At 61.6% G+C, this 23509-nt stretch carries 22 protein-coding genes; 16 read left to right on the top strand and 6 right to left on the bottom strand.

The window, feature by feature from the left end; genetic code table 11:
* Window positions 1–258: 258 nt before the first annotated feature.
* From osmY to deoD, 10 genes are all read left to right on the top strand, one after another.
* Window positions 259–873, top strand: coding sequence for a molecular chaperone OsmY (osmY, locus tag ACMGG9_RS01710; protein WP_033641790.1), 615 nt, complete (start codon window positions 259–261; stop codon window positions 871–873).
* 161 nt (window positions 874–1034) lie between these two features.
* On the top strand, window positions 1035–1196 hold the full coding sequence (locus tag ACMGG9_RS01715) for a DUF1328 domain-containing protein (RefSeq protein WP_004933089.1): 162 nt from the start codon (window positions 1035–1037) through the stop codon (window positions 1194–1196).
* A 68-nt stretch (window positions 1197–1264) separates the two neighbouring features.
* Entirely contained in the window at window positions 1265–1450 is a 186-nt protein-coding gene (locus tag ACMGG9_RS01720) for a CsbD family protein (protein ID WP_004933086.1), read from the top strand.
* Between the two features lie 10 nt (window positions 1451–1460).
* Window positions 1461–2579, top strand: a complete 1119-nt coding sequence (locus tag ACMGG9_RS01725; protein ID WP_033651706.1) for a patatin family protein — start codon at window positions 1461–1463, stop codon at window positions 2577–2579.
* Window positions 2576–3358 (top strand): TatD family hydrolase, encoded by a 783-nt coding sequence (locus tag ACMGG9_RS01730; protein ID WP_042783655.1) that lies wholly within the window; start codon window positions 2576–2578, stop codon window positions 3356–3358. Before ACMGG9_RS01725 ends, ACMGG9_RS01730 begins: the two co-directional genes overlap by 4 nt.
* A 184-nt stretch (window positions 3359–3542) precedes the next feature.
* The gene (locus ACMGG9_RS01735; protein WP_004933076.1) at window positions 3543–4820 is read left to right on the top strand and encodes a NupC/NupG family nucleoside CNT transporter; all 1278 of its coding nucleotides are present in this window, start codon (window positions 3543–3545) and stop codon (window positions 4818–4820) included.
* A 370-nt stretch (window positions 4821–5190) separates the two neighbouring features.
* Window positions 5191–5970 (top strand): deoxyribose-phosphate aldolase, encoded by a 780-nt coding sequence (deoC, locus tag ACMGG9_RS01740; protein WP_033641793.1) that lies wholly within the window; start codon window positions 5191–5193, stop codon window positions 5968–5970.
* Window positions 5971–6036: 66 nt separating this feature from the next.
* Entirely contained in the window at window positions 6037–7362 is a 1326-nt protein-coding gene (deoA, locus tag ACMGG9_RS01745) for a thymidine phosphorylase (RefSeq protein ID WP_033641794.1), read from the top strand.
* A gap of 192 nt (window positions 7363–7554) precedes the next feature.
* Complete coding sequence (deoB, locus tag ACMGG9_RS01750; protein ID WP_033641795.1) at window positions 7555–8778, top strand: phosphopentomutase; 1224 nt, start codon at window positions 7555–7557, stop codon at window positions 8776–8778.
* A 166-nt stretch (window positions 8779–8944) separates the two neighbouring features.
* The gene (deoD, locus tag ACMGG9_RS01755; protein WP_004933059.1) at window positions 8945–9676 is read left to right on the top strand and encodes a purine-nucleoside phosphorylase; all 732 of its coding nucleotides are present in this window, start codon (window positions 8945–8947) and stop codon (window positions 9674–9676) included.
* Window positions 9677–9845: 169 nt separating this feature from the next.
* Here the strand turns inward: deoD and ACMGG9_RS01760 are convergent, their stop codons facing one another.
* Window positions 9846–10520 carry a YtjB family periplasmic protein gene (locus ACMGG9_RS01760; RefSeq protein WP_033651703.1) on the bottom strand — a complete coding sequence of 225 codons (675 nt, stop codon included), beginning with the start codon at window positions 10518–10520 and terminating at the stop codon, window positions 9846–9848.
* Window positions 10521–10630: 110 nt separating this feature from the next.
* Here ACMGG9_RS01760 and serB point away from each other — a divergent pair, with 110 nt between their 5' ends.
* The 4 genes from serB to ACMGG9_RS01780 all read left to right on the top strand — a co-directional run bounded on the left by serB (window position 10631) and on the right by ACMGG9_RS01780 (window position 15913).
* The gene (gene serB / locus ACMGG9_RS01765; RefSeq protein WP_042783658.1) at window positions 10631–11608 is read left to right on the top strand and encodes a phosphoserine phosphatase; all 978 of its coding nucleotides are present in this window, start codon (window positions 10631–10633) and stop codon (window positions 11606–11608) included.
* A gap of 19 nt (window positions 11609–11627) precedes the next feature.
* A complete protein-coding gene (radA, locus tag ACMGG9_RS01770) occupies window positions 11628–13013 on the top strand; it encodes a DNA repair protein RadA (RefSeq protein WP_004933048.1) in 1386 nt (461 codons plus the stop codon).
* A gap of 58 nt (window positions 13014–13071) precedes the next feature.
* A complete protein-coding gene (gene nadR, locus ACMGG9_RS01775; RefSeq protein ID WP_033641798.1) occupies window positions 13072–14346 on the top strand; it encodes a multifunctional transcriptional regulator/nicotinamide-nucleotide adenylyltransferase/ribosylnicotinamide kinase NadR in 1275 nt (424 codons plus the stop codon).
* Window positions 14347–14479: 133 nt separating this feature from the next.
* Entirely contained in the window at window positions 14480–15913 is a 1434-nt protein-coding gene (locus tag ACMGG9_RS01780; protein ID WP_033641799.1) for a glycosyltransferase family 39 protein, read from the top strand.
* 31 nt (window positions 15914–15944) lie between these two features.
* Here ACMGG9_RS01780 and ACMGG9_RS01785 read toward each other — a convergent pair whose 3' ends face one another.
* Entirely contained in the window at window positions 15945–16946 is a 1002-nt protein-coding gene (locus ACMGG9_RS01785; RefSeq protein ID WP_033641800.1) for a zinc-binding alcohol dehydrogenase family protein, read from the bottom strand.
* Window positions 16947–17043: 97 nt separating this feature from the next.
* Between ACMGG9_RS01785 and ACMGG9_RS01790 the strand changes: the two genes are divergently transcribed.
* Window positions 17044–17955: a LysR family transcriptional regulator gene (locus ACMGG9_RS01790; RefSeq protein ID WP_033641801.1), complete on the top strand. Its 912-nt coding sequence runs from the start codon at window positions 17044–17046 to the stop codon at window positions 17953–17955.
* 107 nt (window positions 17956–18062) lie between these two features.
* Entirely contained in the window at window positions 18063–18968 is a 906-nt protein-coding gene (locus ACMGG9_RS01795) for an AraC family transcriptional regulator (protein ID WP_060659968.1), read from the top strand.
* A gap of 29 nt (window positions 18969–18997) precedes the next feature.
* Here the strand turns inward: ACMGG9_RS01795 and ettA are convergent, their stop codons facing one another.
* The 4 genes from ettA to ACMGG9_RS01815 form a co-directional block, all read right to left on the bottom strand.
* Entirely contained in the window at window positions 18998–20665 is a 1668-nt protein-coding gene (ettA, locus tag ACMGG9_RS01800; RefSeq protein WP_025159620.1) for an energy-dependent translational throttle protein EttA, read from the bottom strand.
* Between the two features lie 142 nt (window positions 20666–20807).
* Window positions 20808–21305: an OmpA family protein gene (locus ACMGG9_RS01805; RefSeq protein WP_033641803.1), complete on the bottom strand. Its 498-nt coding sequence runs from the start codon at window positions 21303–21305 to the stop codon at window positions 20808–20810.
* A gap of 38 nt (window positions 21306–21343) precedes the next feature.
* On the bottom strand, window positions 21344–22591 hold the full coding sequence (locus ACMGG9_RS01810) for a diguanylate cyclase domain-containing protein (protein ID WP_033651699.1): 1248 nt from the start codon (window positions 22589–22591) through the stop codon (window positions 21344–21346).
* Window positions 22588–23199 carry a YfiR family protein gene (locus tag ACMGG9_RS01815; protein ID WP_033641805.1) on the bottom strand — a complete coding sequence of 204 codons (612 nt, stop codon included), beginning with the start codon at window positions 23197–23199 and terminating at the stop codon, window positions 22588–22590. The genes ACMGG9_RS01810 and ACMGG9_RS01815 overlap by 4 nt, the downstream gene beginning before the upstream one ends.
* Window positions 23200–23509: the final 310 nt, after the last annotated feature.

Genomic DNA, 23509 nt, shown 5'->3' on the forward strand with positions numbered 1-23509 from the left:
AATGAGATGACTGTTTTACCGTTTCGTGACACTTAGTCTGTCGTCAATAGGCGACAGTTTTTTGATTAAAAATCCGACTCAACGCTTTTTTTGTTTGATTTTTAAGGCGTTTATGGAGTTGGCACGGCGGTTGCAATATTCCTGTCGTGAACGCTTAATCGTATAGCGATGATGAAGTATTTACCGAGAGTCCGCGTGAAGGCGGCTGAAGGGTTCCGGCGCTCTGGCGCTGGGGCCCCCAACAAAAGGAAGAGATCGATGAAAAAGACCAAATTTGCACACTCGCTGATGGCTGTTGTTTTGGGTTCTGCTTTGGTGAGCGGCACTGCGCTGGCCGAAGACAGTCTGCTCAACAAGGCGTCTAACGCCGCGGACAGTGCCGGTGCCAAAATCGATAGCTCCATGAAAAAAGTTGACGGTTACATGGATGACAGCGCGATAACGGCTAAAGTTAAAAGTGCATTGGTGGACGATAAGAGCATCAAAAGCACTGACATTTCGGTGAAAACCGAAAAAGGCACCGTGATCCTGAGCGGGTTTGTCGGCAGCCAGGCGCAGGCAGAGCATGCGGTTGCGGTTGCAGGCAAGGTGGAAGGCGTCAAAACCGTCAGCGACAAGCTGCACGTGAAAGATGAAGCCAACCAGTCGATCAAATCGTATGCCGGCGACACCGCCACCACCAGCGAGCTGAAAGCCAAGCTGCTGGCCGATGACATCGTGCCGTCGCGCAACGTGAAAGTGGAAACCACCGATGGCGTGGTGCAGCTTTCCGGTGAAGTGAAAACGCAGGCGCAGTCTGAGCGTGCCGAAAGCATCGCCAAGGCTATCGACGGCGTGAAAAGCGTGAAAAACGACCTGGTGGTCAAGCAGTAATCCCGCCAGGCGCCCGTAACAAGTAACAACAAGCCGCATCTGTCGGGCCGTCAAGGCGGCCCGACGTGTACCACCAAAAAAAGAAACTGATTTGCCGTCGATGTCCCGTTGTCGGGGCGGTAGACGGCAGCGAATTTTTTCACAATGGTAAGGAGAAGCTTATGTTTCGTTGGGGCATTATCTTTTTAGTCATCGCGCTTATCGCTGCGGCACTGGGGTTCGGTTCGCTGGCGGGCACCGCCGCCTGGGCCGCCAAAGTCGTGTTCGTTGTCGGCATCATCCTGTTCCTGGTCAGTCTGTTCACCGGCCGTCGGCGCCCTTAGCCGGCCGGCATTTTCCTGCAAACTGTAACAAAGCTTAATTCCTTTTCTCACGTCGGGGAGGGCCGGCCATGAACAGCGACATCATCGTCGGGCGCTGGAAACAGCTGAAAGGTCAGGTATGGCAGGCTTGGGCCGAATGGTCCGGCAGCGATGGTGCCTGGTTGGCTGGCAGCAATGATTTCCTCGTCGGCGTGCTGCAAGAGGATTACGGAAGAGAGCGAGACGCGGTATCCTCGGAGAAAACGTCTCACTGAGGATGCCAAGTTGGGATACAGAATACCCATCACGCTCGGCAATATAGAACCGCTGGCGTCTAAACCTTTTCGACCAGGAAAAATGGCGTTGGTCTGCGAAGGCGGCGGCCAGCGCGGCATTTTCACCGCCGGCGTGCTGGACGAGTTTCAGCGCGCGGGCTTTAACCCTTTCGATCTGCTGATCGGCACATCGGCCGGCGCTCAGAATCTGTCTGCCTATATCTGCGGGCAGATGGGCTACGCGCGCCGGGTGATCACCCGTTACACCACTTCGGCACAGTTCTTCAATCCGCTGCGCTTCGTGCGCGGCGGGCATCTGATCGATCTCGATTGGCTGGTTGATACGGCGGCGGCGCAGATGCCGCTGGCGATGGACGTGGCGGAACAGCATTTTACCGACGGGCGCGAATTCCTGCTGTGCGCCTGCCGCAGCGACGATTTCGAGCCGACCTATCTGCCGGCGCAGCGCGAACGCTGGCTGCCGGCCATCAAGGCGTCCAGCGCCATTCCCGGCTTCTACCGTCAGGGCGTGGAGTTGGACGGCGTCAGCTATCAGGACGGCGGCATCAGCGATGCGATCCCGGTGGAAGAGGCCTATCGCCGCGGCGCCGACACCATCGTGGTGATCCGCACCGTGCCTTCGCAAATGTACTACACCCCACAGTGGATGAAGCGCATGGAGCATTGGCTGAGCGACAGCAGCCTGCAGCAGATGGTGCGCATCCTGCAGCATCACGAGCAAAGCTATCACCGCATCCAGCGCTTTATCGAAAAGCCGCCGGGCAAGCTGCGCATCTTCGAGATCTTCCCGCCGAAGCCGCTGGCCAGCAATGCGCTGGGCAGCCGATTGGGGGCGCTCAATCAGGATTATCACCTGGGGCGCCGCTGCGGCCGCTACTTCCTGGCCACCGTCGGCCAGTGGATGGCGCAGCAGGAGCCCGACGGCATGAAGGTGCGAAAAGCGTTGTCGCGCCGCCTGATCCAGCCGGAGAACGTCAGAATGCCTTCGCCGATCGTGACCGACATCGCCATGCCCACCGAGCGGGCGGCGCAGCCGGAGGCCGCGGTGGCGGCGCCGAAAATCATCCTGCCGGGCGATCTGCCGCCGGGTGAAGGGGGCGCGCTGTGAGTTACGCCTTTACCGACACCCACTGCCATTTCGATTTCCCGCCCTTTACCGGGCATGAGGCCGAGAGCCTGGCGCGGGCGGCAAGCGCCGGCGTAAAGCGCATCATCGTCCCGACGGTCACCGCCGATCGCTTCGCGCGGGTGTTGCGGCTGGCGCAGGAGCATGCGCCGTTGTTCGCCGCACTGGGGCTGCACCCGCTGTATATCGCGCAGCATCATGAGCCGCAGTTGGAACAGTTGGCGGCGCTGCTGGCCGAACGGCCGCACAAGCTGGTGGCGGTGGGGGAGATCGGGCTCGATCTGTATATGGATAACCCACAGTTCGAGCGGCAGCAAAGCGTGCTGCTGGCCCAACTGAAGCTGGCGAAACAGCATGACCTGCCGGTGATCCTGCATTCGCGCCGCACCCACGACCAGCTGGCCGCCGCGCTGCGGCGCATGCAGCTGCCGCGCCGCGGCGTGGTGCACGGCTTTGCCGGCAGCTTGTCGCAGGCGCAGGCGTTTATCCGCCTCGGCTATTACATCGGCGTGGGCGGCACCATCACCTATGAGCGGGCGCAGAAAACGCGCGCCGTGATGGCGCAACTGCCGCTTGAGGCGCTGCTGCTGGAGACCGATGCGCCGGACATGCCGCTGGCCGGCTATCAGGGGCAGCCGAACCGCCCCGAGCGCGCCGCCGAGGTGTTTCACGCGCTGTGCGAACTGCGGCCGGAACCGTCCGACGTGATAGCCGCCCACCTGCAACGCAATACCCAAGCGCTGTTCGCCATGCCGAATTGAGGTCTGCATAACGTGACTTGTGTCACGTTATAAGATTTTCATTTGCGTCTCGTTGTATACATTTGTGACATAAATCGGTGCGAGGGTGACCTCGCTCAGTATAATCCCCCCCGAAACTCTCCAATAGCAGACCTCTCTTCATGAGCAGGGATGTATTTTATTTTTTGCAACAGGGAAACTTTGCATGCAACTCATCATGAGTCTGGTCGGGATGGCGGTGCTGATCGCCATTGCGGTGCTGCTCTCCAGCAACCGTCGGGCCATCAAACTGCGCACCGTGGTGTGGGCGTTCATCATTCAGGTCGGTATCGGCGCGCTGGTGCTGTACGTGCCGCTGGGCCGCAGCATCCTCGGCAGTATGTCTAACGGCGTGGCAAACGTTATCGCTTACGGCAATCAGGGCATTTCGTTCATCTTCGGCGGGCTGGTGTCCGACAAGATGTTCGAGGTGTTCGGCGGCGGCGGCTTCGTGTTCGCGCTGCGCGTCCTGCCGGTGATCGTGTTCTTCTCCTCGCTGATTGCGGTGCTGTACTACCTCGGCATCATGCAGTTGGTGATCCGCGTGCTGGGCGGCGGCCTGCACAAGCTGCTGGGCACCTCGCGCACCGAATCGCTGTCGGCGACCGCCAACATTTTCGTCGGCCAGACCGAAGCGCCGCTGGTGGTGCGTCCGTATATCGCCACCATGAGCCAGTCAGAACTGTTCGCCGTGATGTGCGGCGGCCTGGCTTCGGTGGCCGGTTCGGTGCTGGCGGGATACGCGCAGATGGGCGTGCCGCTGGAATACCTGATCGCCGCGTCCTTCATGGCCGCGCCGGGCGGGCTGCTGTTCGCCAAGCTGATGGTGCCTGAAACCGAGCAGACCCACGATAAAGACGATGCGATGAAACTGATCGCCGAAGAGGATCGTCCTGCCAACGTGATCGATGCGGCGGCTTCCGGCGCGGCTTCCGGCATGCAGCTGGCGCTGAACGTCGGCGCGATGCTGCTGGCGTTTATCGCGCTGATCGCCTTGCTCAACGGCATTCTCGGCGGCATCGGCGGCTGGTTCGATTACCCGCAGCTGTCGCTCGAGCTGATCCTCGGCTGGGTGTTCTCGCCGATCGCCTTCCTGATTGGCGTGCCGTGGAGTGAAGCGATGACCGCCGGTTCGTTTATCGGCCAGAAGATCATCGTCAACGAGTTTGTCGCCTATATGAACTTCGGCGCCTATCTGCGCCCGGACGATGTGGTGGCGGCGGAAGGCCTGCAGGTGCTGTCAACGCACACCAAGGCGATCATCTCCTTTGCGCTGTGCGGTTTCGCCAACCTCTCCTCGGTGGCGATCCTGCTGGGCGGTTTGGGCAGCATGGCGCCCAACCGCCGCCATGACATCGCGCGTTTCGGTCTGAAGGCCGTGGCGGCGGGCACGCTGTCCAACCTGATGAGTGCCACCATCGCCGGCTTCTTCCTGGCGCTGTAAGCCCTCGCTGAGCCCGCGTCGGCGCGACCGATCGCGGGACTCCGCCTATACTCTAAGCAACGCGGGTGCTTGCCGCATCCGCGATCTTCAGCCGCTTCTTTAGCGAATTTGTGAACGATATCGCGTTATTTTGTGATGTTCTTCACATATAATTCCGGTCTGTTACAGTGCTATTTCATATAGTGTGACGATGAACGCGAATCGCCCCCGGCATTCGTGTTCAAATAGCTATTACTGGCCGGCCGCAAGGCGGGTGGCCATGTGCGGTGAGAAGGATCTCAGTTGCCGCCGCGGGAACGCCGTTCCCCTGCGCTATCTTCATGGAACCAAGTCCGCTCGCCAACACCCAGGTACTCAGTTGGAGAGTTTTATGACCGAATTAACCGCAGCAGCGCAACGTGCGCTGAACTTGATGGATTTAACCACGCTGAACGATGATGACACCGACGAGAAAGTGATCGCCCTCTGTCGTCAGGCCAACAGCCCGGCCGGCCACACGGCGGCCATCTGCATCTACCCGCGTTTTATCCCGGTGGCGCGTAAGGCGCTGCGCGAGCAAGGCACGCCGGACATCCGTATCGCCACCGTGACCAACTTCCCGCATGGCAACGACGATATCGACATCGCGCTGGCGGAAACCCGCGCGGCCATCGCCTATGGGGCGGATGAAGTGGACGTGGTGTTCCCTTACCGCGCGCTGATCGCCGGCAACGAACAGGTCGGTTTCGAGCTGGTGAAACAGTGCAAACAGGCTTGCCAGGCGGCCAACGTGCTGCTGAAAGTGATCATCGAAACCGGTGAGCTGAAGCAGGCCGATCTGATCCGCAAGGCGTCCGAGATCGCCATCAAGGCCGGCGCCGACTTTATCAAGACCTCCACCGGCAAGGTGCCGGTCAACGCCACCCTGGAGAGCGCCGAGCTGATGATGTCAGTGATCCGCGATATGGGCGTGGCGAAGACGGTGGGCTTCAAGCCGGCCGGCGGCGTGCGCACCGCGGAAGACGCGCTGCATTATCTGCAACTTGCCGATCGTATTCTGGGCGAAGGGTGGGCCGACGCGCGGCATTTCCGCTTTGGCGCTTCCAGCCTGCTGGCCAGCTTGCTGGCCGCGCTGGGCCACCAAACCCAGACCGCCGGCGGCGGCTACTGATCGATATCGTTGGCGGGCGCCAGGCGCGCCCGTCTGCACCGACTCTCGGCGACACAGGGGGATGCCTTGTTCCTGGCTCAAGAAATTATTCGTAAAAAACGCGACGGCCAGCCGTTAAGCGAAGCGGAAATCCGCTTTTTCATCAACGGCATTCGCGACAATGTGGTGTCGGAAGGGCAGATCGCCGCGCTGGCGATGACCATTTATTTCCATGACATGAGCATGCCGGAGCGCGTGGCGCTCACCATGGCGATGCGCGATTCCGGCACCGTGCTGGACTGGAAGAGTTTGGCGCTGAACGGCCCGATCGTCGACAAGCACTCGACCGGCGGCGTGGGCGACGTGACTTCGCTGATGCTGGGCCCGATGGTGGCGGCCTGCGGCGGCTATGTGCCGATGATCTCCGGCCGCGGCCTGGGGCATACCGGCGGCACGCTGGACAAACTGGAAGCCATTCCGGGCTTCAATATTTTCCCGGACGATAACGCCTTCCGCAAAATCATTCAGGACGTCGGCGTGGCGATCATCGGCCAGACCAGCTCGCTGGCGCCGGCGGACAAGCGTTTTTACGCCACCCGCGATATCACCGCCACCGTGGATTCTATCCCGCTGATCACCGCCTCCATTCTGGCCAAGAAGCTGGCGGAAGGGTTGGATGCGCTGGTGATGGACGTGAAGGTCGGCTCCGGCGCCTTTATGCCGACCTATGCCCTGTCGCAAGATTTGGCGCAGGCGATCGTCGGCGTGGCCAACGGCGCGGGCTGCAAGACCACCGCGCTGCTGACCGACATGAATCAGGTGCTGGCTTCCAGCGCCGGCAACGCGGTGGAAGTGCGCGAAGCGGTGCGCTTCCTGACCGGCGAATACCGCAACCCGCGCCTGCTGGAAGTGACGCTGGCGCTGAGCGTAGAGATGCTGTTGTCCGGCGGCCTGGCGCAAGATGAGGCCGACGCGCGCGCCAAGCTGCAGGCGGTGCTGGATAACGGCAAGGCGGCGGAGGTGTTTGGCCGCATGGTGGCGGCGCAGCAGGGTCCGATAGACTTCGTCGAACGCTACGATAGCTATCTGCCGGCGGCAACGCTGAGCAAGCCGGTGTATGCTGAAAAGCCGGGCATCATCAGCGCCATGGATACCCGTGCGCTGGGCATGGCGGTGGTGTCGTTGGGCGGCGGCCGCCGTCGGGCGAGCGACGCCATCGATTACAGCGTCGGCCTGACCGAGATGGCGCGCCTGGGCGATACGGCGGATTCCCAGCAGCCGCTGGCGATGATCCACGCCAACGATGAAGAGAGCTGGCAGCAGGCGGCCGATGCGGTGCGCAGCGCAATGACGCTGAGCGATAAGGCGCCGGAAGCGACGCCGGTGGTGTATAAGCGCATCACTCAAGCGTGATGACCCTCGTCTTTCAAGCCGTAGCGTTGTTGGCTGCACGCGTGCACCCCAGTCACTTACTTGAGTAAGCTCCTGGGATACACGCGCTAGCCGCCTAGCTACAACTTGAAATCCATTGGGTATAAATTTAGAGAATAAGGGCGATTGCAGTTTTGCGGTCGCAATAGCGTGAGAACACGCAGGAGAGCACAGATGAAACGCACATTTATTATGGTATTGGACTCCTTCGGCATCGGCGCCAGCGAAGACGCCGAACGTTTTGGCGATCAGGGTTCCGACACCCTGGGCCACATCGCCGAGGTTTGCGCGCGCGGTGAGGCCAACGTTGGCCGTCAGGGCCCGCTGACGCTGCCTAACCTGAGCCGTCTGGGCCTCGGCAAAGCGGCGGAAGAGTCGACCGGCAACTTCCCGCAGGGGCTGGATCGCAACGCCGACATCATCGGCGCCTACGGCTACGCCAGCGAGCTCTCTTCCGGTAAAGACACGCCGTCTGGCCACTGGGAAATCGCCGGCGTGCCGGTGCTGTTCGACTGGGGCTACTTCAAGGACGAGCACAACAGCTTCCCGCAGGCGCTGCTGGATAAGCTGGTGGAGCGCGCCAATCTGCCGGGCTACCTGGGCAACTGCCACTCATCCGGCACCGTGATCCTCGATCAGTTGGGTGAAGAGCATATGAAAACCGGCAAGCCGATTTTCTACACCTCCGCCGACTCGGTATTCCAGATCGCCTGTCACGAAGAGACCTTCGGCCTGGAGCGCCTGTATGAGCTGTGCGAAATCGCGCGTGAAGAGCTGACCGAAGGCGGTTACAACATCGGTCGCGTGATCGCGCGTCCGTTCGTCGGCGACAAGCCGGGCCACTTCCAGCGCACCGGCAATCGCCACGATCTGGCGGTAGAGCCGCCGGCGCCGACCGTGCTGAAAAAGCTGGTGGACGAGAAGGGCGGCGAAGTGGTGTCGATCGGTAAAATCGCCGACATCTATGCCAACGTCGGCATCACCAAGAAGGTGAAGGCGACCGGCATCGACGCGCTGTTCGACGCGACCCTGATCGAAATGGAAAAGGCCGGCGACAACACCATCGTGTTCACCAACTTCGTGGACTTCGACTCCTCCTACGGTCACCGTCGCGACGTGGCGGGCTACGCCGCCGCGCTGGAGCTGTTCGACCGCCGCCTGCCGGAACTGCTGAAGCTGGTGAAAGACGAAGACATCATCATCTTCACCGCCGACCACGGCTGCGATCCGACCTGGAGCGGCACCGACCACACCCGCGAGCACATCCCGGTGCTGGTTTACGGCCCGAAAGTGAAACCGGGTTCGCTGGGCCACCGCGAGACCTTCGCCGACATCGGCCAGACCGTCGCCAATTACTTTGGCCTGTCGCCGATGGATTACGGTAAGACCCTGTTCTAAGCCCTGTCTTTCAAGCCGCAGCGTTGTTAGCTTCACGCGTGAACCCCAGCCGCTTACTCAAGTAAGCGACTGGGGATTCACCCGCCAGCTGCCTGGTTGCAACTCGAAATTCAAGGCTTGGACGTTTGACGTTTTTATTAAATAAGATTTCTAAAGGAAGAAAATTATGGCTACGCCGCACATTAATGCTGAGATGGGTGACTTCGCTGACGTAGTACTGATGCCGGGCGACCCGCTTCGCGCAAAATACATCGCCGAAACCTTCCTGGAAGGCGCGGTGGAAGTGAACAACGTGCGCGGCATGTTGGGCTTCACCGGCACCTACAAAGGCCGCCGCATCTCCGTAATGGGCCACGGCATGGGCATTCCGTCCTGCTCCATCTACGCGCGCGAGCTGATCGCCGAATTCGGCGTGAAGAAGATCATTCGCGTGGGGTCCTGCGGCGCGGTGCGTGACGATATCAAACTGCGCGACGTGGTGATCGGCATGGGCGCGTGCACCGACTCCAAGGTGAACCGTCTGCGCTTCAAGGACAACGACTACGCGGCGATCGCCGACTTCGACATGGTGCGCAACGCGGTCGACGCGGCGGCGGCGCAGGGCATCCCGGCGCGCGTGGGCAACATCTTCTCCGCCGATCTGTTCTACACCCCGGATCCGGATATGTTCCAGGTGATGAAGAAGTACGGGATCCTGGGCGTGGAAATGGAAGCGGCCGGCATCTACGGCGTGGCGGCGGAGCTGTACGAAGAGTTCGGCTGTAAGGCGCTGACCATCTGCACCGTGTCCGACCACATCCTGCGTCACGAAGCGACCACGGCGGCGGAACGCCAGACCACCTTTAACGAAATGATCGTTATCGCGCTGGAATCCGTGCTGCTGGGCGACAAAGCGTAATACCGCGGCGGGCGTCGTCATGGCGCCCGCCCGTCAATCTATTCACTCCGCACGGCCGTTTTTGGCTAACGCTTTACCTTTCAATTGGATGTGGATCCCGTTGTTACGGACAATCTATTCAGCGAAAGGACAAGAAAACGGCACGAACGCATTCAACGCCTGGCCTGAATTACCCCTGCTTAGGCGCTTCCTGTTTTTTCTCCGGCGCATCGTCTTCCACCGTATTGCCTTCTTCCAGTGGTGTGTTGGCGGTCAACAGGTAGGGCGACTGCTGCCAGCGGCTGCGGCGGTGTTGCAGCAGGGTACGCGCCAGAATGATGCCGATCGCCAGCGCCAGCAGGATCATCAGGCGCAGCAGGTTGGTGGTGTTGTCCACCTGTTTGGATTCGGTCGCCAGCACGTGGGTGTCGAGGGTGATGCGGATAAAGCCGATCGGGCCGTCTTTGCCCTGAATGGATTCGACCAACTGGTGGTTGAAGTAGCTGCCGGCGCGTTTGCCGTCGAGCGACAGGCGATCGCGTATACTTATCTGTTCCCCGGCGTGGGAGACCAGCGTGCCGTCCAACTGATACACGCTGACGTCGAGAATGCGGCTGTGATCGGTGAGCTGCTTGAGGATGGCGTCGATGCGCGGATTGTTGCCGTCGTCGTCCAGCAGCGGCGCCAGGCTGTAGGCGACCTGTTTGGTCAGCGTTTGCGCCAGCTCTTCCACCTGCTCGGATCGCGCCATTTGGTGACTCAGGCTAAAATAAGAGGCGCCCTGCATCAGCAGCACCAGCAAAGCCAGGCAAATCAGGATAATAGCGGTGCGGTGCAGGCGAAATTTCAGTTTAGCGCGAGCCATGCAGGTTCCTTGGGCATCGGGGACACTTTATGTTGCCAGAACCGCTGGCGATAGGATAGCTTGATGCGTCGTTTTATCATGCAGCGTTTTTGTCCATTCAGGAGTCAATGATGTCAAACAGTCTGACCTATTGCGATCTTCCGGCGGAGATCTCTCAATGGCCGGGTCTTCCCCTTTCGCTCAGCGGCGACGAAGTGATGCCGCTGGACTACCGGGCGGGCAATACCGGGTGGCTGTTATATGGCAGGGCGCTGGACAAGGCGCGCATTACCCAATTCCAACGCAAGCTGGGCGCGGCGATGGTGATCGTCACCGCCTGGGGCGTGGACGACTATCAGGTGGTGCGGCTGGCGGGCACCTTGACGCCGCGCGCCAAGCTGCTGGCGGCGGAGAGCGGGCTGGATGTGGCGCCGCTCGGCAAAATCCCGCACCTGCGCACGCCGGGGCTGCTGGTGATGGACATGGATTCAACGGCGATCGAGATCGAGTGCATCGATGAGATCGCCAAGCTGGCGGGCGTCGGGGAGCAGGTGGCGGAAGTGACCGAACGCGCGATGCGCGGCGAGCTGGACTTTACCGCCAGCCTGCGCCAGCGCGTCGGTACGCTGAAAGGGGCCGACGCCAACATCCTTAAGCAGGTGCGCGACGAGCTGCCGCTGATGCCGGGGCTGACCAGCCTGGTGGGCAAGCTGCAGGCGATGGGCTGGCATGTGGCGATCGCCTCCGGCGGCTTCACCTACTACGCCGAATACCTGCGCAACCGGCTGCGGCTGGTGGCGGCGGCGGCCAACGAGCTGGAGATCCGCGACGGCAAGCTGACCGGCGAAGTGCTGGGGCCGGTGGTGGACGCGCAGTTCAAAGCCGATACGCTGCTGCGGCTGGCGGAGAAGCTGGAGATCCCGCTGGCGCAAACCGTGGCCATCGGCGACGGCGCCAACGATTTGAAAATGATGCAGGCGGCGGGGCTGGGCATCGCCTACCACGCCAAACCGAAAGTGTATGAAAAAGCGCAGGTGGCGATCCGGCATGCGGATTTGATGGGCGTGCTGTGTATTCTCACCGGCAGCCTGAAACACGAAGTGCGATAACGAAAGATTGAGGTAAGACGTGGCAAAAGCGGCAAAACGGGCATTTGTGTGCAATGAGTGCGGGGCGGACTATCCGCGTTGGCAGGGGCAGTGCAGCGCCTGCCATGCCTGGAACACCATCACGGAAGTGCGTTTGGCCGCGTCGCCCGCTGCGGCGCGCAACGATCGCCTCAGCGGCTATGCCGGCGACGCCGGCGTCAGCAAAGTGCAGAAGCTGTCGGAAATCAGCCTTGAGGCGCTGCCGCGCTTCACCACCGGCTTTCTCGAGTTCGATCGCGTGCTGGGCGGCGGCGTGGTGCCCGGCAGCGCCATTCTGATCGGCGGCAACCCCGGCGCCGGCAAGAGCACCCTGTTGCTGCAGGTGCTGTGCAAACTGTCCGAACAGATGAAAACCCTGTACGTCACCGGCGAGGAATCGCTGCAGCAGGTGGCGATGCGCGCCCACCGTCTGGGGCTGCCGACCGGCGGCCTGAACATGCTGTCGGAAACCAGCATCGAGCAGATCTGCCTGATCGCCGAGCAGGAACAGCCGAAGCTGATGGTGATCGACTCGATTCAGGTGATGCACATGGCGGACATTCAGTCTTCGCCGGGCAGCGTGGCGCAGGTGCGGGAAACCGCCGCCTACCTGACGCGCTTCGCCAAGACGCGCGGCGTGGCGATCGTGATGGTCGGCCACGTCACCAAAGACGGCTCGCTGGCCGGGCCGAAAGTGCTGGAACACTGCATCGACTGTTCGGTGCTGCTGGACGGCGACGCCGATTCCCGCTTCCGCACCCTGCGCAGCCACAAGAACCGCTTCGGCGCGGTCAACGAGCTGGGGGTGTTCGCCATGACCGAACAGGGGCTGCGCGAAGTGAGCAACCCTTCGGCTATCTTCCTCAGCCGCGGCGACGAAGTTACCTCCGGCAGTTCTGTGATGGTGGTGTGGGAAGGCACCCGGCCGCTGCTGGTGGAGATCCAGGCGCTGGTGGATCATTCGATGATGTCCAACCCGCGCCGCGTGGCGGTGGGCCTGGAGCAGAACCGGTTGGCGATCCTGCTGGCGGTGCTGCACCGGCACGGCGGGCTGCAGATGTCGGATCAGGACGTGTTCGTCAACGTGGTCGGCGGGGTGAAGGTCAGCGAGACCAGCGCCGATCTGGCGCTGCTGATGTCGCTGGTCTCAAGCCTGCGCGATCGGCCGTTGCCGAACGATTTGGTGGTGTTCGGCGAAGTGGGGCTGGCGGGGGAGATCCGTCCGGTGCCGAGCGGCCAGGAGCGGATCGCCGAAGCGGCCAAGCACGGTTTCAAACGCGCCATCGTGCCGCACGGCAATATGCCGAAAAAGCCGCCGGCCAATATGCAGGTGTTCGGGGTCAAGAAGCTGGCGGACGCGCTGGACGTGCTGGAAGGGTTTTATTAATGTCGCCGACGGCGAGAAAGATATGCTATTTTGTTTAGCATACTAAACGGAGGTGGCCATGCCGCAATTTGATTACCTGAAGACGTCCATCAAGCAAAAGGGCTGCACGTTGCAGCAGGTGGCGGATGCCAGCGGCATGACCAAAGGCTATCTCAGCCAGCTGTTGAACGACAAGATCAAAAGCCCGAGCGCGCAAAAGCTCGAGGCGCTGCACCGTTTTCTCGGGCTGGAGTTCCCGCGCAAAGAAGTCAAAGTCGGCGTGGTGTTTGGTAAATTTTACCCGCTGCATACCGGCCACATCTATCTGATCCAGCGCGCCTGCAGCCAGGTGGATGAGCTGCACGTTATCTTGTGCCACGACGAGCCGCGCGACCGTGAGCTGTTCGAGAACAGTTCGATGTCGCAACAGCCGACGGTCAGCGATCGCCTGCGCTGGCTGCTGCAGACCTTCAAGTACCAGAAAAACATCCATATCCACTCGTTCGACGAGCAGGGCATCGAACCGTACCCGCACGGCTGGAACGTGTGGAGCGACGGCATGAAGGCCTTTATGGAACAGAAAGGCATCGTGCCGAGCTTCATCTATTCCAGCGAAGCGCAGGATGCACCGCGCTACCGCGAGCATCTGGGCATCGAAACCATTTTGGTCGATCCCGAACGGTCGTTCATGAACATCAGCGGCAATCAGATCCGTCAGGATCCGTTCCGTTATTGGGATTACATCCCGACCGAGGTGAAACCGTTCTTCGTGCGCACCGTGGCGATCCTCGGCGGCGAGTCGAGCGGCAAATCGACGCTGGTCAACAAGCTGGCCAACATCTTCAACACCACCAGCGCCTGGGAATATGGCCGCGATTACGTGTTCTCGCACCTGGGCGGCGACGAGATGGCGTTGCAGTACTCCGACTACGACAAAATTGCCCTCGGGCAGGCGCAATACGTAGATTTCGCGGTCAAGTACGCCAACAAGGTGGCGTTTATCGATACCGATTTCGTCACCACCCAGGCGTTTTGCAAAAAGTACGAAGGGCGTGAGCATCCCTTCGTGCAGGCGCTGATCGACGAATACCGCTTCGATCTGGTGATCCTGCTGGAAAACAACACGCCGTGGGTGGCGGACGGCCTGCGCAGTCTTGGCAGCACCGCCGATCGCCTGGCGTTCCAGCGCCTGCTGGAGGAGATGCTGCGCGCCAACAACATCGAGTACGTGCACGTTGAGTCCAGCGATTACGAAGAGCGCTTCCTGCGCTGTGTCGAGCTGGTGCAACAGCTGCTGGCGGCGGACGCCGGTCGGCTGGCGAATGCGCCCGCCCAGCGCCACGCCGCAGGCTGAGAAAAATTAGCGTAATGTGCGATCGCGCGGCAGAAACGGCCGCACGGACGCACATTTAAAGGCCTGTTTAAACATGGTTCATTCGGTAGCGACTACGTTAAGGTTTTCTTTACAATAACGCTCAGAAGAAGACATGTCTTATCGCTTACTCGCTCTCTGGTTGATCTGCTATGCCGCAGCCTGGACGCTGCTGACCGTTCATCTCGATCCTACCCTGCCTTACGACGCCGTCGAGGCGCTCAATTGGGGCCTCAACGGCGAGTGGGGCTCACCGAAAAATCCTTGGTTGGTCGGTGCGGCGATGCAGCCGGCGATCTGGCTGTCGTGGCTGCCGCTGAACGTTTACTGGTACGGCGGGCACTTCATCGCCATCGCCATCGGCATGTTGGGCGTCTGGCTGCTGGCGCGACGCCTGAGCGGCAGCACTTCGCTGGCCTGGATGGCGCTGCTGACGCTCAACCTGTCCGGCATCATCAATTTCGACATCATTCCCTACAACGACAACTACCTGTTGGTGATGCTGTGGCCGTGGATGGCGCTGTTCTTCCACATGGCGATTTCCCGTTCGGCCAACTGGTGGCCGGCCTTCGCGTTGGCCGCCGGTCTGGCGATGATGGCGAAGTATTCGACCTTCGCCTTCGTCTATTTCGCGGCGCTGTCGACGCTGTTCGTGCCGCAGATCCGTCGCTGCTATCGCCAACCGCAGTTCTATCTGGCGGTGGCGATCTGGCTGGCGCTGGTGTTGCCGAACGTATTCTGGCTGTGGAACCACGACTTCGCCGCCTTTAAGTGGGTGGATTCGCAGATCAAGATGCAGCTCAATCTCGACATGCTGCAGTCGCTGCTGCTGGTGTTCTATCCGTCGCTGGTGCTGTGGTGGATCCTACGCCGCAGCGGGGCGGTGCTGGCCTGGCCGAAAGCGTTGCCGATGCGGGTGCTGCTGTGGATCTACCTGCTGCCGCTCGGCATCATCACCTTTTGGTTCTCCTTCAACGTCGGCGGCCGCTTGACCGAGTGGCTGCAGCCGTTCTTCATGCTGGCACCCGCGCTGCTGGTCGGCTGCGTGCGTCAGCCGCCGGTGCGTTCGCTGCGGGCGGCGACTATTGGGCTGATGTGCGCGGCGCTGGCGGTCTATCTGGGGTATGCCGCGGTGATGCTGGGCAACGTGCGCAATGCCGGTCAGAAAATGGTGGGCATCAAGGCGTTCAGCGCCGGAGTGGAGCAGCTGTGGCAGGAGCGGTATGGCGTCAGTCTGCGTTATGTCGGCGGCGAATACCTGTCGCAGTGGATGACGGTGTATGCCGGTTCCCGGCCGCAGACCATTACGCGCTGGTCCAATCATACGCGGCCGAACATCTACAACGTCAACATCAGCTATCCGCAGATTGCGCAGCATGGCGTCGCCTTGTTCGGTCGGTTGGGTGAAGACTGCGCGCACAGCGACTTCGGCGGCGAACTGGCCCACTGGCCGAAGATGCGCCTCGACTGGCAGCAGACGCTGACGTTCCGCGCCGATCCGCAGAGCGACGAGCAGGTGCTGTGCGTCGGCTTCGTTCGCCCGCAGTAACGGCGGCGCAGAACGCCGCCGCGATGCGAACTCAGTAAGCGATAACCAGCTTGCCTTGCATATGGCCGCCGAGCAGCTGTTGGTGCGCGGCGGTCAGCGTGTCTACCGACAGCCCGTGCAGGGTTTCGCTCAGCGTGGTGCTCAGCTTGCCGTCGTCCAGCAGTTGCGCCACCTGCTGCAGGATCCGGCCTTGCTGCGCGATGTCCGGGGTGGTGAACATGCTGCGGGTGAACATGAATTCCCAGTGCAGCGCGGCGCTTTTCAGCTTCAGCGCGTTTTGATCCAACGGCTGCGCGTTCTCGACGATGGTGCAGATATGGCCGAGCGGCGCGATCAGTTCGGCCATCGCCGGCCAGTGGCCGTCGGTATCGTTCAGACAGAGGATGTAATCCACCTGCTCGATGCCGTGTTGCGCCAGGTTGCCCTTCAAATCGCGGTAGTCCACCACCAGGTCGGCGCCCCGCTCGCGGCACCAGGCGGCGGATTCCGGCCTGGACGCGGTGGCGATCACTTTCACCTTGCTGCGCAGCGCGGCCAGCGGAATGGCCAGCGAGCCGACCCCGCCGGCGCCGCCGATGATCAGCAGCGTCTTGTGCTCGGGTGCATCCTGAATGTTCAGGTGCTCGAACAGCGCCTCCCAGGCGGTGAGGGCGGTGAGCGGCATGGCGGCGGACTCCGCCCAGTTCAGGCTGCGCGGTTTGTGCGCGGCGATGCGAGAGTCGATCAGTTGGTGGCTGCTGTTGCTGCCGGGCCGGGTGATGTCGCCGGCGTACCACACTTCATCGCCGGGCTTGAAGCCGCTGACGCCGCTGCCCACGTCCAGCACGACGCCGCTGGCGTCCCAGCCGAGGACGCGCGGCTGCTGCAGGCCGCTTTTCTGCAGACCGGCGTGTACTTTGGTATCCACCGGGTTGACCGAGGCCGCTTTCACTTCCACCAGCAGATCGTACTGGCCGGGCACCGGCATCTCCGGTGAGATTTCGATGAAACCGGCGGGGTTCTGCGGGTCTACGGCAATGGCTTTTATCGACATGATTGTGCTCCTTTCAAATGATGTCCCCAGTGTAGACCCGCAGCAGTGGGGTGATAAGATGGACAATATCTAACTGAGTGTTCGTCAGAGGTGAACAATGGAGTTCAAACAGCTGCAGGACATGGCGCTGTTCGCGCTGGTGGCGGAGTGCGGCAGTTTCACCGCCGCCGCGCAGCGTGTCGGGTTGCCGAAGTCCAGCGTCAGTCAGCGCATCAGCCAGCTCGAACAGACGCTGGGGCTGCGTTTGCTCAACCGCACCACGCGCCAGCTGAACCTGACCTTCGCCGGCGAGCGCTATCTGGAACACTGCCAGGCGATGATGTCCGCCGCCGAGCGGGCCGATCTGGCGCTGCAGCGGCTGCGCGACAACCCGAGCGGCCGCCTGCGCATCTCGACGCCGGCCGGGTTGGGGGCAACCCTGGTGGCGCGGCTGGCGGCGGATTTTCAGCGCCAGTACCCGGACGTATCGCTGGAGGTGTCGGTATCCGACGCCATGGTGGATCTGGTGCAGGAAGGCTTCGACGCCGCGCTGCGCACCGGCAAGCCGCAGGATTCTTCGCTGATCGGCCGCCGCCTCGGGTATGCGCCGCGCTATCTGCTGGCTGCGCCGTCCTATCTGGCGCAGCACTCGCCGATCGAGCACCCGCAGCAGCTGCAGCAGCATCGCTGCATTGCCCACCGCGCCTGGACGGCCTGGAACCTGCGCTGCGGCGACGATTATTACCGCTGGCAGCTGCCGCTGGCGCACACCACCGACAATCTGCTGTATGCGCGCGAATGCGCTATCGCCGGCGCGGGGATCACGCTGCTGCCGGCGTTTCTCAGCCGCGAGGTGGTGGCGCAGAAGCTGTTGGTGGAGGTGTTGCCGGCCTGGCGCGCAGAAGGGAATGAACTGTATCTGGTCTACCCGAGCCGCAAGCTGAATTCCCCGGCGCTGGCCTGTTTCATCGATGTGGTATTGCAGCACCCGGCGTTTGACGACTACGCGCGCGAGCTGACGCGGGAGTAGGCCTGGCAGATGACGCCGACGCCTAATTTCTGTCGCCATCGTCCTAAAACCTTTGGCTGGAGCATGGCGCGGGCTATGCTCATGAAAGGGGCTTAGGGGGAGAGGGTATGGATCCGTTATCGGAAGTGCTTGCGCCATTGAACAGCCAGAATGCGTTTTTCGGCGGCCTGAAGGCCGGCGGCGACTGGGCCGTTCATTTTCCTGCGCCGCAGAGCGGGAAATTCAACGCGGTGGTGCGCGGCGGCTGTTGGCTGGCGGCGGAAGGGTTGGCCGAACCGCTGCGGCTGGCGGCCGGCGACTGCTTGCTGCTGACCCGCAGCCTGCCGGTCACTGTCGGCAGCGATCTGTCGCTGCCGGCGCTCGATGCTGACGTACTTTATCTGCAGGCGAAAAATGGTGTGGCGAGCTGCGGCGAGGCGGAGGATTGCCTGTTTATCGGCGGGAGTTTTACCTTCGGTGAGGAAGTGGAGCGGTTGTTGGGGAGTTTACCGGCGTTGATGGTGATCCGAGGCGGCACCGAAGAGGCCGCCGTGTTGCAATGGGCGTTGCAGCGGCTGGCGGACGAGCTGTTAAAGCCTTCGCCGGGTAGCGCGCTGATGACGCATCACCTGGGGCAAATCATGTTGACCCAGGCGCTGCGGATTTACCTGACGGGGGAGGAGGGCGCGGCCTCCGGCTGGCTGCCCGCCTTGTTCGATCCGCGCATCGGCGCCGCGATGCAGGCAGTACACGCCGATCCAGCCCGTCGCTGGACGGTGGCGTCATTGGCCGATGCGGCGAGCGTTTCCCGTTCGACGTTGGCGCTGCGCTTCAAGCAGAAGGCGGGAATGGCGCCGCTTGAGTATGTGTCGCGTTGGCGCATGTTGCTGGCTGCGCGGGCGCTGCGTACCGGTGTTGAACCGGTATCCATCATCGCGCAACGTTTGGGGTACGATTCCGACAGCGCGTTCAGCCATGCTTTCAAGCGCGTGATGGCGTGCTCACCGCGCGATTATCGCCGGGCGCGGGCATAAAAAAGGCGCCGCATGCGGCGCCTTGGGGATTACTTGGCGATCTTTTTGTACTTGATGCGGTGCGGCTCGAGCGCATCGGCGCCCAGCGTACGCTTCTTGTACTCTTCGTACTCGGTGAAGTTGCCTTCGAAGAATTCCACCTTGCCCTCGTCCTGGTAGTCCAGAATGTGGGTGGCGATACGGTCGAGGAACCAACGGTCGTGCGAGATCACCATGGCGCAGCCAGGGAATTCCAGCAGGGCGTTTTCCAGCGCGCGCAGGGTTTCGATATCCAGGTCGTTGGTCGGTTCATCGAGCAGCAGCACGTTGCCGCCAACCTGCAGCAGCTTGGCCAGGTGCAGACGGCCACGCTCACCGCCGGACAGCTCGCCCACGCGTTTACCCTGATCGACGCCCTTGAAGTTGAAGCGGCCGACATAGGCGCGGCTCGGCATCTCGGTGTTGCCGATGCGCATGATGTCCTGCCCGCCGGAGACCTCTTCCCACACGGTTTTCGAACCGTCCATGCTGTCGCGGAACTGATCGACGGACGCCAGCTTGACGGTATCGCCCAGCACGATGCTGCCGGAATCAGGCTGCTCCTGACCGGACATCATGCGGAACAGCGTGGATTTACCCGCGCCGTTCGGGCCGATGATGCCGACGATCGCCCCTTTCGGCACCGAGAACGACAGGTCGTCGATCAGCAGGCGGTCGCCGTAAGACTTGCGCAGGTTGCTGACTTCGACCACTTTATCGCCCAGGCGCGCGCCAGGTGGAATGAACAGTTCGTTGGTTTCGTTACGTTTTTGGTATTCGGTGTTGTTCAGCTCTTCAAAGCGGGCCAGACGGGCCTTGCCTTTGGACTGGCGGCCTTTGGCGCCCTGGCGCACCCACTCCAGCTCTTTCTCGATCGACTTGCGACGAGCGGCTTCGGCGGACGCTTCCTGCGCCAGACGCGCGTCTTTCTGCTCCAGCCAGGACGAGTAGTTGCCTTCCCACGGAATGCCTTCGCCGCGGTCCAGTTCGAGGATCCAGCCGGCCACGTTATCCAGGAAGTAGCGGTCGTGGGTGATCGCCACGACGGTGCCTTCGAAGTCGTGCAGGAAGCGTTCCAGCCAGGCCACGGACTCGGCGTCCAGGTGGTTGGTCGGTTCGTCCAGCAGCAGCATGTCCGGCTTTTCGAGCAGCAGGCGGCACAGCGCGACGCGGCGGCGTTCACCCCCGGACAGATGGGCGATTTTGGCGTCCCAGTCCGGCAGGCGCAGCGCATCGGCAGCGCGTTCCAGCTGCGCGTTGAGGTTGTGACCGTCGTGCGCCTGAATGATCTCTTCCAGGCGGCCCTGTTCGGCGGCCAGCTTGTCGAAGTCTGCGCCTTCTTCCGCGTACAGCGCGTACACTTCGTCCAGGCGTTTTAGCGCGCCGACCACTTCCGCCAGCGCTTCTTCCACCGACTCACGCACGGTGTGTTCGAGGTTAAGTTGCGGCTCCTGCGGCAGATAACCGATCTTGATGCCCGGCTGCGGGCGCGCTTCCCCTTCGATATCGGTATCGATGCCGGCCATAATGCGCAGCAGGGTGGACTTACCGGCGCCGTTCAGGCCCAGTACGCCGATTTTTGCCCCAGGGAAGAAGCTCAGGGAGATGTTTTTCAAAATATGACGCTTCGGCGGTACCACTTTGCCGACGCGGTGCATGGTATAGACGTATTGAGCCACGTTGCTCTAAGCCTCTCTATATCAGTATTTATAGGATGTCTGGCGGCATGAGTGTAGCCCGTTTCGATCTTGGATCCCAGACATCGCTCAGCGATCGCTAAGTATAACCGTTTATGCGCCGATAAAGGCGCATATTGGTGGCTTATGGCGTGACGACGATCGCGACGCGGCGGTTTTCCGCGCGGCCGCTGGAGGTGCGGTTGTCGGCGACGGGATCGCGCTTGCCCATGCCGCGGGTTTCGATGTTGGCGCGCGGAATACCGACGCTGGCCAGCAGGTCGGCGACCGCATCGGCGCGGCGCAGGGAGAGCTGATCGTTATAGCTGTCTTCGCCGTAGTTGTCGGTATGGCCGTCCAGACGGAACTTGGTGATGCCGACGCTCAGCAGCGCGCGGCCCATCTTCTGCACCGTCTCGGTGCTTTCCGGGTTCAGCTTGCCGATGTTGTTGCCGAACAGCACTTTATCCGACAGGCCGAATTCCCAACCGTTGTCGGTCAGTTTGAAGCCCTGCGATTGCAGCAGCGCAACCTGCTCGGGCGTCAGGCCTTGCGGCTTGCTCTGGCAACCGGCGAGCGCCAGCAGGGCGACGAACGCCATCGTCAGCAGTGAAAAACGACCTTTAAACAGTTGCTGTATCATAGTCAAAATCCCTAGTTCAAGTGTTATAGCCGGGGCTCTTATTTATGTATAGCCAGCCGCCAGCCTCCGTTATAACGATGCTTTGCCTGATACATCGCATCGTCAGCTTCGTGCAAAAGACCCTGAGGCGTCGACGCGTGATCAGGGTACAGCGCAATGCCGATACTCAGAGAGGTAATGATCGTCTCGTCGTTCGGTAAAATAACCGGTTGCGTCATGCAATCGATGATGTTGTCGGCGATCTGCAAGACATCTTCCGTGCTGTGCACCGGCGCCAGCAGCACGGCGAATTCATCTCCTCCCAGGCGTGCGACCAGATCGGATTCGCGCAGCTGCGCGCGAATGCGTCCGGCAATGGTGGTCAGCACCGCATCGCCCGCGGCATGACCGTAACTGTCGTTCACTTCCTTGAAGCGATCGCCGTCGATAAACAGCACCGCCAATTTCGCCGGCGGCGCGATATCGCCCAGGGCGCGGCTCAGCCGGCCTTCGAAGAAGGCGCGGTTCGGCAAGCCGGTCAGGCTGTCGTGCGTCGCCCGGTGGGCCAGCGAGTCGTTTTCCTGCTTCAGATGGGCCTGCCAGGCCTCCAGTTCATCGAGCAAGCCATTGAAATCATTGCTGAGCTCATGCAGCTCGGCGATCGGCGCCGAGGGCACCCGCAGGCCGAAGGTGCGATCTCGCCGCACCGCATGCGCCACGTTGGCGATGTCGTCCAACGAACTGACGATGCCGACCAGCATGCGGCGCGACAACACCAGGGCGCACAGGGTACTGAGCACCATGCAGGCGATCATGCCGACCAGCCCGCGCAACAGGAAACGCAATAGGCTGCCGCCGTTGCCGCTCAGCCAGACCTGGCCGACCTGTTTGCCCTCGTGGGAGATAGGCAGGATGACCGGCTCGGGCAGTGCCCAGTGGGCGATAACCTGCTCCATGCCGTGCAGCGGGCCATCTTTGGGACGATGCCAACTGACCAGCACGTCACCGGCGTTGTTCAGAATTTTGGCCTCCGACACCTCTTCTTTGGCGGCGATCAGCACCATCGCCTCGCGAATGTAGGGGCGATCGCCAAACACGACTGCCGCTTCAACCGTATAGCTGATGGAGCGCGCGATCAGGTGCAGGTTGTGGTTGGCATAGGCGCGCAGCGCGAACAGCGCCACCAGCGTCAGAAAGATGCCGGCGGTGCCGACGGCGATCAACGCCAGCCCAAGATGCACCCGCTGCAGCACCCGGCCCAACGTCGGGCGCGCATTGCCGGAACGGTTTCTACGCAATAGCCTCATAGCGGCGGCGCCTGTTTGCGCGCCAGCTGCAGCACGTTGGGGTGAACGCGCACGCCGCTGCGCGCCAGGGCGTCCAGGTTGACCTTGAAGCCGGCCTGGTCGCCGTTGATCTGCAGGCAAAATGCGCTGCCGGCGGAGCATTCGCTATCGTTCTCGCTGATGCTGAGAATGGAGTTGCCGGAAATGCGCTGCATGAAATTTTGTCTCTGCGCGGCGTTGATGTTCCCTAAATAGATGACATCGCAGCCGGTACTCAGCGTCGGGCTGTCGAACGGCACGCGTTCGGTTTTAATCGGACGCGGCGCGCTGAGCAGGATCGGATCGAACAGCCCCTCGGCATACTGGGTGGGTGCGGTCACGCACAACCGGATCGGATTGGGTTCACGTGACCAGCGGGCGTAGCTGATGATGCCTACCACCACGGTCGTCACGGCGTGCGTGCGCTGTTGATAGGGATCATTGGCGGCGCGCGCAGGCCCGGGCAACGTCAGCAGCGCCAACAAAACGATCAGCAACAGGCGGCCGATATTCAGGCGTGCGGCAAGGAAGCCCGGCACGGGGCTTTTTGCGCAACGCATCGTTATCGCGGTATTACTCGCCATCTTCACCCGCCATTCCGGCCTGATCCACCGCCCGCAGGCCGTGGCCCGACAAGTAAAAATCCGGCCCGCTTGAAGGGACAATCGTTTTGCTGAAAGCTGTCAGTCGCACTGCCTAATGAACACTATCTACCCATAATTGGCGCGGATTGTATTATAAGATGTCTTCGTTGGGCGCTTTATGTGCTGTTTTCTCGGAATTATCCTACTTATTTTTGATAGTATAAAAATGCCCTCTCGGGTTTGCCACCGCTTTTCTGCAAAGTTGGCGCGTTTGGCCAGCTGTCAGGCGATTTGCGCAACGTCGGCGTTATCTCTT

It is taken from the genome of Serratia sp. BNK-10, assembly GCF_047456065.1.
Classification (GTDB): domain Bacteria; phylum Pseudomonadota; class Gammaproteobacteria; order Enterobacterales; family Enterobacteriaceae; genus Serratia; species Serratia ureilytica.